15 protein-coding genes and 3 pseudogenes are annotated in these 14031 nt (G+C 32.1%); 6 read left to right on the top strand and 12 right to left on the bottom strand.

The window, feature by feature from the left end; all coding sequences use genetic code 11:
- Nucleotides 1-84: 84 nt before the first annotated feature.
- Nucleotides 85-771, bottom strand: coding sequence for an IS6 family transposase (locus AC0NJG_RS22740; RefSeq protein WP_474063474.1), 687 nt, complete (start codon nt 769-771; stop codon nt 85-87).
- Here AC0NJG_RS22740 and AC0NJG_RS22735 point away from each other — a divergent pair.
- On the top strand, nt 748-1074 hold the full coding sequence (locus AC0NJG_RS22735) for an IS3 family transposase (protein WP_474063473.1): 327 nt from the start codon (nt 748-750) through the stop codon (nt 1072-1074). The genes AC0NJG_RS22740 and AC0NJG_RS22735 overlap by 24 nt on opposite strands.
- Before the next feature lie 112 nt (nt 1075-1186).
- Here the strand turns inward: AC0NJG_RS22735 and AC0NJG_RS22730 are convergent, their stop codons facing one another.
- Nucleotides 1187-2623 carry an oligosaccharide flippase family protein gene (locus AC0NJG_RS22730; protein WP_474063472.1) on the bottom strand — a complete coding sequence of 479 codons (1437 nt, stop codon included), beginning with the start codon at nt 2621-2623 and terminating at the stop codon, nt 1187-1189.
- A gap of 645 nt (nt 2624-3268) precedes the next feature.
- Between AC0NJG_RS22730 and AC0NJG_RS22725 the strand changes: the two genes are divergently transcribed.
- Nucleotides 3269-3955, top strand: a complete 687-nt coding sequence (locus tag AC0NJG_RS22725; protein WP_474063471.1) for an IS6 family transposase — start codon at nt 3269-3271, stop codon at nt 3953-3955.
- Between the two features lie 149 nt (nt 3956-4104).
- A pseudogene (locus tag AC0NJG_RS22720) lies at nt 4105-4376 on the top strand (tyrosine-type recombinase/integrase); the annotation flags it as partial.
- A 255-nt stretch (nt 4377-4631) separates the two neighbouring features.
- On the opposite strand, the gene AC0NJG_RS22715 reads toward AC0NJG_RS22720, so the two are convergent.
- Nucleotides 4632-5408 carry a hypothetical protein gene (locus AC0NJG_RS22715; RefSeq protein ID WP_474063470.1) on the bottom strand — a complete coding sequence of 259 codons (777 nt, stop codon included), beginning with the start codon at nt 5406-5408 and terminating at the stop codon, nt 4632-4634.
- Nucleotides 5409-5614: 206 nt separating this feature from the next.
- Nucleotides 5615-5932 (bottom strand): transposase, encoded by a 318-nt coding sequence (locus tag AC0NJG_RS22710; protein ID WP_474063469.1) that lies wholly within the window; start codon nt 5930-5932, stop codon nt 5615-5617.
- Nucleotides 5933-6139: 207 nt separating this feature from the next.
- On the opposite strand from AC0NJG_RS22710, the gene AC0NJG_RS22705 reads away from it, so the two are divergent.
- The 3 genes from AC0NJG_RS22705 to hfq all read left to right on the top strand — a co-directional run bounded on the left by AC0NJG_RS22705 (nt 6140) and on the right by hfq (nt 7889).
- Nucleotides 6140-7213, top strand: coding sequence for a response regulator aspartate phosphatase (locus tag AC0NJG_RS22705; protein WP_474063468.1), 1074 nt, complete (start codon nt 6140-6142; stop codon nt 7211-7213).
- Nucleotides 7210-7368: a hypothetical protein gene (locus AC0NJG_RS22700; protein ID WP_173602309.1), complete on the top strand. Its 159-nt coding sequence runs from the start codon at nt 7210-7212 to the stop codon at nt 7366-7368. Before AC0NJG_RS22705 ends, AC0NJG_RS22700 begins: the two co-directional genes overlap by 4 nt.
- 335 nt (nt 7369-7703) lie before the next feature.
- Nucleotides 7704-7889, top strand: a complete 186-nt coding sequence (gene hfq / locus AC0NJG_RS22695; RefSeq protein WP_087952082.1) for an RNA chaperone Hfq — start codon at nt 7704-7706, stop codon at nt 7887-7889.
- Nucleotides 7890-8392: 503 nt separating this feature from the next.
- Here hfq and AC0NJG_RS22690 read toward each other — a convergent pair.
- The 8 genes and pseudogenes from AC0NJG_RS22690 to AC0NJG_RS22655 form a co-directional block, all read right to left on the bottom strand.
- Nucleotides 8393-8908: a hypothetical protein gene (locus AC0NJG_RS22690; protein WP_048525709.1), complete on the bottom strand. Its 516-nt coding sequence runs from the start codon at nt 8906-8908 to the stop codon at nt 8393-8395.
- A gap of 168 nt (nt 8909-9076) precedes the next feature.
- Complete coding sequence (locus tag AC0NJG_RS22685; protein WP_087952081.1) at nt 9077-9370, bottom strand: ArsR/SmtB family transcription factor; 294 nt, start codon at nt 9368-9370, stop codon at nt 9077-9079.
- A gap of 87 nt (nt 9371-9457) precedes the next feature.
- Nucleotides 9458-9886 (bottom strand): disulfide oxidoreductase, encoded by a 429-nt coding sequence (locus tag AC0NJG_RS22680; RefSeq protein ID WP_474063467.1) that lies wholly within the window; start codon nt 9884-9886, stop codon nt 9458-9460.
- 76 nt (nt 9887-9962) lie between these two features.
- A complete protein-coding gene (locus AC0NJG_RS22675; RefSeq protein ID WP_087952079.1) occupies nt 9963-10250 on the bottom strand; it encodes a hypothetical protein in 288 nt (95 codons plus the stop codon).
- A gap of 76 nt (nt 10251-10326) precedes the next feature.
- The gene (locus AC0NJG_RS22670) at nt 10327-10527 is read right to left on the bottom strand and encodes a hypothetical protein (protein ID WP_087952078.1); all 201 of its coding nucleotides are present in this window, start codon (nt 10525-10527) and stop codon (nt 10327-10329) included.
- Between the two features lie 51 nt (nt 10528-10578).
- A pseudogene (locus AC0NJG_RS22665) lies at nt 10579-11232 on the bottom strand (thermonuclease family protein).
- Nucleotides 11233-11873: 641 nt separating this feature from the next.
- Nucleotides 11874-12665, bottom strand: coding sequence for a methyl-accepting chemotaxis protein (locus AC0NJG_RS22660; protein ID WP_474063518.1), 792 nt, complete (start codon nt 12663-12665; stop codon nt 11874-11876).
- A 156-nt stretch (nt 12666-12821) separates the two neighbouring features.
- Nucleotides 12822-13601: pseudogene (locus tag AC0NJG_RS22655) on the bottom strand (MCP four helix bundle domain-containing protein); the annotation flags it as partial.
- Nucleotides 13602-14031 lie beyond the last annotated feature (430 nt).

Raw genomic sequence — 14031 nt, 5'->3', positions numbered from 1 at the left:
CGTTTATACACTAAATGTTGCTAGACACGGTTCTGTTGCAAAGTTTGAAAAAACATAAACCTGTTTACAAAATGCAGTTATAGTTTAAGCTGTTCTGAATAATTGCTCCAATTCCTTGTACGTCGAAAAAGAGAAGTCTGGAATGTGACTTCTCTTTTGTTTGTATATAGCATGAATCGTTTCGATTCCTTTCAATGTACGTGAAGCATGGCGAAGACTTTGAAATCCTGCGGATTTAACAAAACGTCGCTTAATATGTCTATGATCTTGTTCGATGAGGTTATTTAAATGCTTAACGGTGCAATGTTTCGTATGCACATAAAAACCGTTATGTTTCAGTTTTTTGAACACGCAAAGTAAGGCCGGAGCCTTATCTGTAGTAAGAACCGTTGGTTCTCCAAAATCTTTGACGATTCGCTTCATAAACATATAGGCCGCTTGATGATCACGTGTTCTACGAAGTTGAATATCCAAAGTATGTCCATCTCCATCAATTGCACGATACAGATAGCGCCACTCCCCTTTAACTTTGATATAAGTCTCATCTAAATGCCACGATGATTGGGAAGTTTTGTTTTTCTTTTTCCAGATTTGATAGATCAGGTTGCCGTATTCATGAACCCAACGCATGACGGTTGTGGGATGAACGGAAACACCTCGTTCTTTTAGGATTTCATAAACATCACGATAGCTTAAAGAAAAACGACAGTAGTAGCCGACGGCTACCAAAATAATATCTTTTTTGAATTGTTTTCCTTTAAAATATCTCATGCATCATGCTCCTCGAATCATTTTTCTTACATTTTAATTTCGTTTAGAAAACTTTGCAACAGAACCGAAAAAGGCATTATCACAAGCATGTCTCGTACAGGAAACTGCCATGATAATGCCCTCATAGAATCCTTTCATTCTCATTTGAAATCCGAAGGATTATATGCGCAAAATATAAAACAATCGAATAATGCTAGTATAATACAAACTGTGGATGAATACATCCACTACTATAATAATGAACGGATTCAGAGGAAATTAGCTAACATGTCACCTATAGCTTATAGGAAACATGTTGTCTAGGTGTTTTTTCTTTGTCTCACCAAATGGGGTCAAACCAGAATAGCGTTTTTTTGTTATATAAATACAAATTTATCTTAGGTAGATAGGCGCGTGGTGCTACCTCTTAAGGATTTTATTGATGTGTTTGAAAAATCTTGTTACGAAGTAATTTTTTATTTAAAAACCTTACAATTAATTGGCATATTTGCGGATCGATTGTAAGACCAATAATCCCAAATATTAAGCCAGTAAGTATTAAAGCTACTAGCGATGGTAAATTGATTAATACGGTACCATAGATACCGTAACTAATTGCAAATGCTAAGACATTGAATATGATTCCTTTAAACAGTAATTGGAAACCTTTATGAACAAATAAAGTAAATCCTAGTAATAAGGTTCCTTCTGTTAATATAGATGCTACCGCAGTACCTATCATTCCGAATTTGCTTCCTAATACTATATAACTAATAATAGCAACAATTAGGCCAATTGCCATTGTTGTTGTTCGTTTCCATTGTTGTCCAATTGTTGTTAAATTATCAGCAAGTGGATAGTTGATGGATTGTAAAATGACCATAAAGGCTAAAATAGCCAGAGCACCACCTGCTGATGCATATTTTTCACCTAATAAGGTTACAATCCAAAATCTTGGATCAGCAATAAATGGAATAGCAATTCCCATTCCTAAGAAAGACATAAGTTTTAATTCAAAATGTGATAGTTTCCTATGCTCATCAAGTTTTTTTTCATTTCCAAAGGCAAATAGCTTTGGATAAAATGCTGCTGCCACAACACCTGGTATTTGATAAAGTACTGACGGTATTCGTGAAGCCACTCCAAAATCGGCAATATCGCTTCGTGAAGCGACTTTTTCCAATATAATCGGTCCTAATTGAGGTAGCAACATAATGATAATACCGTTTATTGTGAAAACAAGCAGCTGATTTAAAATTTTATTGTCCCACCCTTTATGGATGGTTGTATAACGAATAACCATTATAAATGCTATAAGTCCTGTAATAAGACTAGATGCTCCATACATAGCTGCAACTAGCATTATATTCCACTTAAAGGCTATTCCTAATAGAAGAGCGGCTGCAGCTGTCAATCCTTGCAGAACAGAAATAACAGCTGTAAATTGCATACGTTCCGTTACTTGGAAATAAGCCATTCCAACTCCTTGTAAGGTTGCACCAAACATTGTCGGCAGTACGACTAAATACACTGTAGAACGTAAATAAGGATCCGTATAGAAAAATTGTGCAAAAATGATGAAGGAAATAGAAACTACAACGGCTAATACTAATCTGACTCGTAAATAACTACTTATGAGTATGCTAATATTAGCCTCTTGCCTTGTCCCTTCACGCATAAAGGTATGTGTTAAACCGGCATCTGTAAAATAACAAACAACTGCTGAAACAGCTAATGCAACGATTAACATACTATAGTCGTCTTTTGAAAAATATCTGGCGAACAAAATGGTAGCAACAGCAAGTACAAAGCGGACGATAATGTTACCTACAAATAAATAAGATGCATTTTTTAGGATTTTGTTTGTTTTCATTGAAAATACCTTTCTATTCTTTAGAGTCAACTGTACCTAGAAATAAAGATGTCTCAACGATTTGGATAAGTATTTGAGTAACTAGTTGTATTAAGTCTTAAAGTTTATGATAAATTCCTACTTTTGTTTAATTGAATAATTCTAGTTCTTTTGCAATAATAGGAGATTGACATTTATTCCTATCAACTACCACTTCAACTTATCATAATATTGATTACATCGTTTCCTCAAGGGTTTTTTCACATTATATAACAAAATAGTCAAAATATATTTTTATTCTATCATAGAATTTTATTTTTCTATCTTTTTTAAGTTTGTATTATATATACAAACCCGTTACAAAAAAAATAAATATGAGAATCTTTGTATAAATTTATAGCAAATTAACTCGCAATTTTAATTTAAACATTGTGAAAGAGATAGATGATTTTTAAAAAGACGGTTTGTGATAAAAAAGTGAATATACTATACAAACAATCTTAAATTGAATTTTAAAAAACGTATTTTGAACGTTATCTCAAGGTCATTGATAGGTAGTTACAAATTTATCTTAGCTCGATAGGCATAAAGACAACAAATGGCTCTGTTGCAAAGTTTTTTAAATGAGGATAAACTGTAGGAAAAATGTGCTGAGGAGAATGATACATGAGATATTTTAAAGGAAAACAGTTCAAGAAAGACATTATTTTAGTAGCCGTTGGCTATTACTGTCGTTTTTCTTTAAGTTATCGGGATGTATCTGAAATCTTAAAAGAACGTGGTGTTTCCGTTCATCCAACAACCATCATGCGTTGGGTCCATGAATACGGCAATCTGATCTATCAAATTTGGAAAAAGAAAAACAAATCTGCACATCATGTTTGGCGTTTAGATGAGATTTACATCAAAGTGAAAGGCGAGTGGTGCTATCTGTATCGTGCCATTGATAGAGATGGGCATACTTTGGATATTCAACTTCGTAAAACGTGTGATCATCAAGCTGCTTATACCTTTATGAAAAGACTGGTAAAACATTTTGGAGAACCATCGGTTCTTACGACAGACAAGGCCCCGGCTTTGCTGTGTGCATTCAAAAAATTACAGAAAGACGATTATTATACACATACCCAACACTGTACCATCAAACATCACAATAATCGCATTGAACAAGATCATCGACATGTCAAACGTCGGTTTGTGAAATCAGCTGGATTTCAAACTCTTCGTCATGCTTCTCGTACCATCAAAGGAATCGAAACCATTCAGGCTATATATAAACAGAGGCGCAACCTTCAAACAGATTTCGCCTTTTCGGTGTACAGTGAATTACAAAAATTAGTGGCCACTGCATAAATATCTTCTCTCATTTCTCTACCCATTTATGCTTTTTTCAAACTTTGCAACAGAATCGCTTAAACTATAACTGCATTTTGTAAACAGGTTTATGTTTTTTCAAACTTTGCAACAGAACCCTGTTAAACGAGTACCAAGTAAGATGGGATTTTCTTCAATTTTTAACAAATGATTACGGAGAAATGTTGAAAGGCATATCACAACGAAAGTATAATTTTTTTTAGCGTGATAAAGGAAGAGATATAGCCATTATAAGCCTCATTTTAGGCGCGGGGCTTCGAGTTTCTGAGGTAGCTAGTCTTACTATATCTAGTATAAACTTCGTCATACATCCGTAGAAGTTACTAGTATATATACGAATATTAATAATGAGAAGAAACGTGAGGCTGTTGATCGCTTGGAAAGAAGACAATTCGAATGAAAAATACTAATAATTGCACAAAACCTACATTTTGTGTAATTATTTAGAGGAAGCTACATTGTTAGAGCTTCCTCCTCTTTATCAAAGTACCTAATAAAATCTCTTCACTTTTTATCTCATCCAAACAAATTTTCAGAAAATTATTCAACCTCACTAGATAAGATATTCTTCCTAAGATATAATTAAAGTCCCTGAAACGACCGTTTTCGGTTCTTGTAAAAAATAATAAGATACAAATTAGATCAAATTTAATTATCAAATATAGTTAACTTTCTCTATTTTGAGGATTTTTTCAGGAGAAATACAGATGTCTTCTTTCAGGAAAACCATATAGTTTTCATCTGGTCCCCAGTAACCCGTTCGCTTGAATAGAATATACTCAATTGCCTTTAGAACATGGCTTGTTGGTTCAAAAGTGTTAATATCCCCATAGTTTACAAGTAGTGATAGTTTTAATGGTTTAGCCTTTTCTTTCCATTTATAAACTATCTCGGGCATTTTAATTAGCTTACCTATATCCCATATAAACTCAGGACATTCTCGAATATGACTTACATTATTATTATTCTCAGCATCTTCATTTATCAAAAAACCATTTATGCATTTATCATTTTTAAAGCGGTGGAACAGTAGTTCTTCCTTATATTCTTTTCCCTTAAATTCAAGTAAAGGAGGAGAATCATCCTGATAGCATACTTTTATTCCGCATTCTTCTAAAAAACCAGAAAAAATGTCATCTTTAATAACTGATTCTAAATTTAATATCCCTTTTTCTCGAAAACTGTTATCATCTAGAGCAGAGGTTAAATGAAACATCACTAATTTATCAGGAATAATTTCATTTTCATTTAAATCAAAATAATTTAGTATATCTTCAATAGTAAGATCATTGTAATTCCGTAGGCCATCATTATTAGTTATTCGATATTTGTTGCTCTCTATAAATGAATTTAAAATCTCTTCCTTAGTTTTAAGCAATGTAGAAAGTGACTTTGTTGTTGTTTCAACACTTGAACAATTTAGTATTCTCATTTTTTTCTCCTCTAATATTTATCTTGTTTTTTTATTTGCTCCTTTAACCGCATTATATAGCGCACTTTGTCCGATATGCGCTTTTAGATCTCTTTAAATTTAGGTCTTCATAACGTAAGAAATTCGCGTTTTGTTGGTGCTACTTTATAACAAAGTACCTCCTTCTTTAATAAAGCTCATCCCAGCTGCTGCATACACCTCTATAACTAATTATAAGAATCCCTATCATTTTTTTCTTCCAATGCAATGCGTTTGTTATACCACTTATTTATTTTCCCTTTGTAATACTTTTCAACTTCGTAATCTGGAATCCAAATTTCACGATCATAGATCTTACTCATTACAATTTCTAAAACATCCTCATGTTCTCTCGGTTTCAATCTACGATTATGAACCTTAATCCTCTCTATATAAGCTTCTCTCAGCCAATTTGATATGATTTCACGTTGTTTTTGCTTTAGGTAAGACCATTTCTTATTTGTTTGTAACAATTGCCCTTTAGGTCCTTTTGTATGGTTTTTCACTGTCTTCCCCTCGTCGCTTTGGTAGATTTATACTCATCACTTATTTTAGCCTAATATGAAGAGGAATCCAAATTGGCTACAAAATAAAACATAATTTTCAGATATTTTTTTAGAAATATTCTTTTAAACTACTATCATCTGTAATAATATGGATTTAACTGCTATGATAAAAACATATAGATATAAATATACAAAGGGGGAAGCTATGTGATTGTAGCAAAAGGAAACGAAAAGATTACTAGATTAATGAACGATTGGTATAAAGCTATGCGCTCACAAAAGTTATTACAAGCAAAAAATCTAAGATCAGATGTTGAAAAACTTATCGATGAAATGGAACAAGATCAAACACTTCTTATTTACTACTCTTTACTAGAGTTTAGGTATAATCTTTTGATAAATAATACATCAGGTTTAATAAAACCTGGAGAACATATTGAAGAGTCTACCACAGACATGCTCAATTACTACTACTATCTGTTCAATGCTATACATGCAATGAAGATTGGACAATATAGTGACGCTAAGCACTTCTATCACAAAGCTGAAACACTTCTATTTCTTATACCCGATGAATTAGAACAAGCGGAATTTAATTATCAATATGCTCTCTTCAACTATTATCAGTTCCAACCACTAAATACAATAACATACGGTAATAAAGCGAAAGAAATCTATTCTAATGAAGTTGGGTATGAAATAAATATAGCATCATGCAATAATATTTTAGGGCTTGCAAGTACTTCTCTAAAGCAATACGAGTTAGCTGAAGAGTATTTTCTTTCCGCTTTAGACATTGCAACCAAACAAGATCAAACACAACTTATTCATATGATTCGTCATAATATAGGGTTGCTATATTCAGATCAAAATATGCCTCAACTAGCAATCAATTATCTCTCTAAAGCACTAGAAGGTAGCTGTAAAACAATGTATTTATTAGCTAAAGAACATGAGAAACTAGGCAATATACATGAAGCCGCTAATTATATAGATAAAGGATTACGAATTAGTAATGCACAAAATAACAAAGAATATTATTATCACTTATCAATTCTAAATGCAAAATTACAGCATACCCCTATAGATGAATACGAAAAGATTATTGTTGAAGGAATCCATTATCTCCAAGAAGAAAATTTATGGCACTTTGTCGAAATATATGCTGATGAATTAGCAAACAAGTATTATGATGAAGGTAACCACTTGAAAGTAAGTCAATACTTCCGTGTGGGATACAAGGCTAAAATTGAAATGGAGAAAAGGAGTGCTTTAAAATGATGAAAAAAATACTAATTAGTACAGCAGGACTTTTATTCTCAGGTTTTATGCTAGTAGCACCAATCACTTTAAGTAACACTCACGGTGAGGCAATGATTGCAGTACAAAAGCAGGAAATTATACAATATACGAATACCCATGGTGAAGGAATGTAATAACTGCAGAACTCCTCTCCCTACAACTAATACACTATTAATTGTAGGGAGTATTTCTTTGTATGTTACATATACTTACTTTGTGTTAATTAGGAGGTAAAACTCTCCTTAATAAATCCATTTAGTGAAATTTAATAATTTAAAAGCAAAATTAAAAGGTATCCTATAATAAAAATCCACTCAAGAATATATAAACTAATACATAAATAAGCAAAGGTCTTCACTTCATTGTAAGGGCTTTATTTTTATAAAATAATCCTAAAATAGTATAATTATAGCATTACTTTTGCATTCACAAAAAGATTAGAACATTTAAAGAGAGGGAGAAACTATTCATGCATACACAAGAAGATTTTTACAAAAAATTAATAACGGAAAAAAGATTAGTAACGATATTTTTACTAAACGGCGTAAGAGTACCTGGAATCATTATCGCTGTTGATAAATTTTCAGTGCTAGTTTCCAGTCACGGAAAGCAACAATTCATTTATAAACATGCTATTTCCACAGTATCTTTATAAATATATACCATCTAAAAGTCTAATTTGAATAATATTAATTGATTAAAAAAATAAAAAAGGAATCCTTATAATAAGGATTCACCCCAGGAAATATACATAAATAAAAAGAATTAACTACATTATAATATAAAAGTAAACGAAACATATTGAGAAAAAATAAGATTGAAGTTTGATAGAAAAAAATAACATTTGCTATACTAAATGTGCAAAAATATATGCAAAATCACAAATAAAATAAGGGCAGCCTGATCAGGCTGCCCTTATTTTATTTTTAATCTCATAATCTGCTATTTAGTTTGATGTAAAGTGATAATAAAGTTATTTAATTCTGATCTAAAAATATAAGAGCCTGGCTACAAATCATATTGTAGTAAGGCTCTTTAAAGTTGTTTAATTTCTAACCATTTAAATGTGCTTGTAGACAAAAATTAATGATAAAGTTGTTTAAATCTTGTTCAACTAAAGCACCCGTTAGTTTAATAAGAAAAAATTATCTATTATTATTAAAGTGGCCCACCTTCAAAACCAATAGGCCATCCATCGTTTTTAAATTTTACTTTATACTGAAATTCAAAGTGACCATCATAAATAAAAGCTAAACTAAACCCAGAAAATATATAATCGTCAAAATTAACCATCTTTCCAAAAAATATTGTGGATAGATAGTAGTTCTTCATTTCTTGATTAGGGAAGAATTTCTGTAAATATTTTAATGCACAGCTTATATGTAGATGGAGTTCATCGAATGTTTTTTCTGCCATTTCGATAATCTCCATATCGGGATTTTCATTATTCCCCTGAATAATAATCTCCACATCTTCCCATTCTCCGATATTAATACTATAAAACCACCGTTTTTGAATGAGATACTTCTCATTTTCGTATACAGGGGGATTAACTAGGTTTAATTTTTTTACCTCATCTTTAGTTAACGGTTTATCAAGAATAAGCTTTTTATGCAAAATTTCTTTGATATTAGAGACAATATATTTAGATTTGTTTAATTCTAAAGAGTCCATTTTCCACCTCATAAATTATAAAATAAAGTAAATTCCCCCTTAAGTATATCATCATCCTTATTCAACTATCCTGCACCGTTAATTCAATAAGAATTAAACAACTTTATTATTTTCAAAGGACTTTATTGTAAATTAAACAACTTTATTATCTCTTAACATTTGAGCTAATTATAAACCTAGTACACTAACAATCTGGCATGCTTTGGAATTCACAATATGATAGTACATCTCTAACCCTTTTCTTTCCGAGCGTAGAATCTTCCCTCGCATCTTAGATAAATGCTGAGATACGGTAGATTGAGGAATATCTAATAGCTCCGTTAATTGTGTTACATTACAAATCTTGCGGTGTTCTAGCTCCTTCACGATTTGTAACCTAACTGGATGGGCCATAATCTTTAATAATTCTACATCCGCCTCTGGGATTTTGTGCATTTCATTACTTGCTTGAATAGTTGTCATTTTAATTTCTCCTTTTATAATTTCGTTTTATTTTAATTATCTATTTTTAAGTATGCTGTGTTTACTTGAGTATATTATTCATAACCACTATGTAGTTTGTTCTTTCTTCTCCCTATCAGATTTGATATATATAAGTATCATGATTACTAAAAATCCAACAAAAGATAACATAGGTATCGAGATGAAACCGAATAAATTTAAGTAATCTTCTGTACAAGAAACCCCTACAGAACAAATCTTCATCTCACTAATAGGAAATGCTTGAATTGTAATTTGATATACAGATAACATTAAACCGATACACACAAATGGAAATGCATAAGTGCTGACGTACGGATCTTTTCTATACATTCCTATCCCCAATATTAATACTAATGGATACATGGCCATTCTTTGGTACCAGCACAAATCACATGGCGGCATCTTCATCCATTCACTAAAAAATAAACTAATTAACATTGCACCAGTAGCCATCGTCCAAGCAATTGCAATGTGGTACTTACGAATCCATTCCATTTTATGTTCTCCTCACACGATTTTAGTTGCATTGAAGGTTTTATAAAAAGGATGTGATATTATCTCAATTATCTATTTAGAATGTCACTAACTTATTTCCGTATTTGGAATAACCGGTTTCAATGGATAGTATCCAATCATTTAGATTTTCCCAGTCATACCCCTTATTTTTCAACTCTGGTGGAAAGCAATCCTCAAAATCATCACGAATTCCGTACATAGTTTCTAATGCTGTTTCTAGTGGAGCAAATCTATATACAATATTTGTTTTCACTCGTTTGTTTTTCTTTTCTGCTACAGCCAAATATACATATCGTCTTTCCTTTGCTAAAACAAACTTCAAAAACCCTGGTATTTGACTCATCTAAAAAATGCCCCTTTCGGTTTTCCTTACCCTTTTCTTTTGTATACGAGTAAGGAAAATAAGCGCTTTTGCCGTATTAATTTAAAAGATGTCTCATTTTTTTGCTTTGAAAATATAAGAACACACTCATCATGATAATATTTATTACACCAGCTGCAGCTCCAATTTTGGAGATAACATACACATATTCATTACTACTAAAGGGTAATAGACTCGCGAAGATAAATAAAATTGAAATAATAAAGGATAAGAGCATATTTCTTTTGTTTTCATTCATTCAAAAAACCTCCATTTTGTACGAATATTTATATTGAAAGGAATTAGGATGCTAAGCCGCATCATTACGGTTATAATGATGTTTCTCTTCATCTACATATCCTTTTATGCTCCACACACACCAATCTTTGATGCCTTTGCTTCTTTTTCGCTTTCTAGCATTTGTGGCAGCAGTGAAGTGTTTGGTTTTGAAATATAAGCTATACTACCATATCCTGATTTGACCATTAATTTGTTGATATGCATCCCTTCACAAAATACATATGCCAATTTCCTGCCATACTTGTCCTCTTTTGTCCCCTATCATAGACCGATGTTACACTTTTTCCTTTTAATTGTTTCTTTAGAAATGAAGATGCTTCTTTTCCCATCTTTTGTGATGGGATTTTTGGAAATACAGACCCTGGGGTATCCAATAAGAGCAATCTTACCGTCTGTTTCTGTCCATTTATGCTCACGTCTATCGTATCTCCATCCTTTTTATGCACTATTTTCCTACCTTCCCTTTAACTGTTTTTAAGCCATTTAATTTATCATTATAAGCTTCTGTAATATCAACAATACCTTTCCCTTTTACGTGCTGTTGTACTACCTTTTGTACCGTTTGGTCAGGTTTCGACTCATTTATTGGTTTAGTTAGAACTGCTACATGTTGCTATTTGAGAAACGAATGCTGTATACAAGCGATCTTAATCCATGATTTCATCGTAATATCTTCCTTCTACTAAAGGCGTGTAAAGTACTATATTCATTTTTTATTTCCGATGTTTTTAAACAACTAAAAAAGGACACACCTATGGCATATGTATGCTTAGGTGTGTCCTTTTGCAAGATAGATTTAGAGGTATTTTGTTACTTTCATCATATCATAATTCGCATTAATTTTATATATAAAATTAATGATTTTAAGATATTATTTCTCCTTTACAAAATTGATTCTCTTCTGCGCGGAATCATATGTTAATTTTGCACCAAACGATGTCTCTGTTTTTTGATTTAAACCCTGAGATTATATCTGTCACATTTTTTTATAACTCCCTAATCTGGCTTGCTTTGATTCTTTTTTCACGTATCATACCAGAAACGATGAACTCACAACCCCTTTTTATATTGTTTGCATAGATCATTTGTTTTCCTTATAATTACCTTCCCTCGACACAAAAGACATTTTGTCACCTCCTCAAGATTGCTAGATCACAAAAAAATTAGGAGACATACAAATTATGAAAGGGAAGAAACAAAATAATGAATCGCAATTTTACTAAATAAAAAATCATCCTTTGTAAGAAAGGATGATTTTTTATTTAGTAAGTGGATTCCTACTAACATGTAGACTTATATACACTACTACTTTTGAAGAATAAATTGGGAAACAATTTGTTTTAATTTCCCAGCTACGCTGTGCAGATGTTCAACTGAAATTGAAATCTCCTGAACAGATTTTTCTTGCTGTTGAATAGACTCTTTTACCCTATCAGTTCGGTCAGATGATCTTTGGGAAATTTGAGCCATGTCTTCTGCAGAAGCCGAAATCTCTTCACTACTCGCTGCAATTTCATCTGTAGACATAGATACCGTTTGAATTTGCTCAGATACTTGTTTTACTTTTTCTGTAATTGTTCCAAATACTTTTTCTGTGTGCATTACTACTTGTGTACCTGCCTGTACCTCATTATCTACTTTCCCCATCATGTCTACGGTGTGGTTCGTTGTTCCCATAACTTGAGTAATAAGCTTCTCAATTTGTTTTGCAGAATCACTAGATTGTTCTGCTAATTTTCTTACTTCATCTGCCACAATTGCAAATCCTCTACCACTTTCCCCAGCACGTGCAGCCTCAATTGCGGCGTTTAATGCTAATAAGTTAATTTGAGCGGTAATACCTTGCATAACATCAATGATTTTAACAATTTCTTCTGATTGTTCTTTCATAGTCTCTACCTGTTTCACACCGTTATGTACTGAATTTTGGATTGTATCCATCTGTTGAATCATTTGTTTCATTAATTTGTTACCACTCTCTGCATCTAATGCCGATTGAGTAGACAATTCATTTACAGAGGATGATGTATTCACTATACTCTGCATTCCTTGTGTCAACTCTTCCATCGCACCCGCAGTTTGCTCCATTGCTTGCATTTGACTCTCTGCGCCATTTGCAACTTCTTCAATATCTATAGTGATTTTCTTCGCTGCACCACTAGATACTTCCGATGCAGATACTACTCCGTCTGCATGTTGGAATAAAAGCTGAATATTATTCTCTACTTCTTGCATATTTTTTCTTAGCCCTGCAATCATTTCATTAAAATCACTTACTAATATACCTAATTCATCTTTAGCATTATACTCACCATATACAGTTAAATCCCCATCTTTTGCTCTTTCCATCATACGACTAACAGTTTGTAAAGGAGCAACTATAAGCTTACTAATAATATAACTTACTATACATATAATGACTGTAGTAACTACTACAAGAATGATAAAAGTAATAACGGACCGATCTATCATTTTTTGAGAATCTTTAAATACTTGGTCAGCCAAATTTGAAACATACGCTTCTAAATCTACAGCATAACCAGCTAACTCTATTCCCTTCGGTTTTAATTCCTTATGAAATTCGTTTACCATTTGAGATTCATTTGTTGCCTTCGCTTTATCAAACAACTTCTTATATGTCTCCATATAATTTGGCAAAGATTTCTTCATCTTCTGAAACAGTTCATCCTCTTGCTTACTTAAATTAAAGCCATCATCATATTCTTTTAATAATGACTCATATTTTTTAAGATCCTTTTCAATATTACCAATAATACCTTCTTTATTTGTCCCCTCATTTTGTGACGCTGTAATTAATTCTAGCAAGTTATATTCTAGTGAATTTTGTGTACGGAGCATTCCTTCTAATAAAATAGCAGAATATTGATAATCATCGACTACAATCTCTGTATCATGCTTAATCTTATTAATAGAATTAATTGCTACACTGCTCATAATTACCATGCTCAATACTGCTAATGAAATAAGCGATAATAATTTATATTTCACTTTTAAATTTTTTAAAAAATACATGCATACACCCTTATTCCTTTATATATAGTTTTTTCAATTCACCATTCATTATTCACAAGATCAAGATAAAAATCAATGGTAATTATCACCATGGTAGTTTTACTGCAAAAACCTCAGGATAATTACCAATAAACCTTGTGATGATTTTTTGTAAATAAACAATATTCCGCTCTTTCACCAACACATTATTGTATTGTGTAAAATTACCAGGTATCCCTTCCCCATTTATTTCCTTTCTCTATCTATCATGGTTTTGTTAACCATTTCTTCTTTTGTTTTGCGCACAATTTCCTGTTCTAAAATTACTCCGCTTATATTGCAAGAAACTCTAAATCACAACAAACCTCAAATTACCCTTAAATATATTGGGGTATCATTGAACTACCCCCACTTTCACTTCGTTTAGAAGTGGGGGATTCCTAAGTAAAGA

The sequence above is a fragment of the Bacillus sp. SSR7 genome (genome assembly GCF_055902415.1).
The sequence above is the reverse complement of the archived record's forward strand: the minus strand, read 5'-3'. Positions and strand labels throughout refer to the sequence as shown.

What these genes read in the sequence shown, in the direction of transcription:
- AC0NJG_RS22730 (WP_474063472.1), bottom strand. Translation starts at nt 2,623, where the DNA reads ATGAAAACAAACAAAATCCTAAAAAATGCATCTTATTTATTTGTAGGT.
- hfq (WP_087952082.1), top strand. Translation starts at nt 7,704, where the DNA reads ATGCATACACAAGAAGATTTTTACAAAAAATTAATAACGGAAAAAAGA.
- AC0NJG_RS22680 (WP_474063467.1), bottom strand. Translation starts at nt 9,886, where the DNA reads ATGGAATGGATTCGTAAGTACCACATTGCAATTGCTTGGACGATGGCT.
- AC0NJG_RS22740 (WP_474063474.1), bottom strand. Translation starts at nt 771, where the DNA reads ATGAGATATTTTAAAGGAAAACAATTCAAAAAAGATATTATTTTGGTA.
- AC0NJG_RS22660 (WP_474063518.1), bottom strand. Translation starts at nt 12,665, where the DNA reads ATGCAAGCAATGGAGCAAACTGCGGGTGCGATGGAAGAGTTGACACAA.
- AC0NJG_RS22685 (WP_087952081.1), bottom strand. Translation starts at nt 9,370, where the DNA reads ATGACAACTATTCAAGCAAGTAATGAAATGCACAAAATCCCAGAGGCG.
- AC0NJG_RS22700 (WP_173602309.1), top strand. Translation starts at nt 7,210, where the DNA reads ATGATGAAAAAAATACTAATTAGTACAGCAGGACTTTTATTCTCAGGT.
- AC0NJG_RS22690 (WP_048525709.1), bottom strand. Translation starts at nt 8,908, where the DNA reads ATGGACTCTTTAGAATTAAACAAATCTAAATATATTGTCTCTAATATC.
- AC0NJG_RS22670 (WP_087952078.1), bottom strand. Translation starts at nt 10,527, where the DNA reads ATGAATGAAAACAAAAGAAATATGCTCTTATCCTTTATTATTTCAATT.
- AC0NJG_RS22725 (WP_474063471.1), top strand. Translation starts at nt 3,269, where the DNA reads ATGAGATATTTTAAAGGAAAACAGTTCAAGAAAGACATTATTTTAGTA.
- AC0NJG_RS22675 (WP_087952079.1), bottom strand. Translation starts at nt 10,250, where the DNA reads ATGAGTCAAATACCAGGGTTTTTGAAGTTTGTTTTAGCAAAGGAAAGA.
- AC0NJG_RS22715 (WP_474063470.1), bottom strand. Translation starts at nt 5,408, where the DNA reads ATGAGAATACTAAATTGTTCAAGTGTTGAAACAACAACAAAGTCACTT.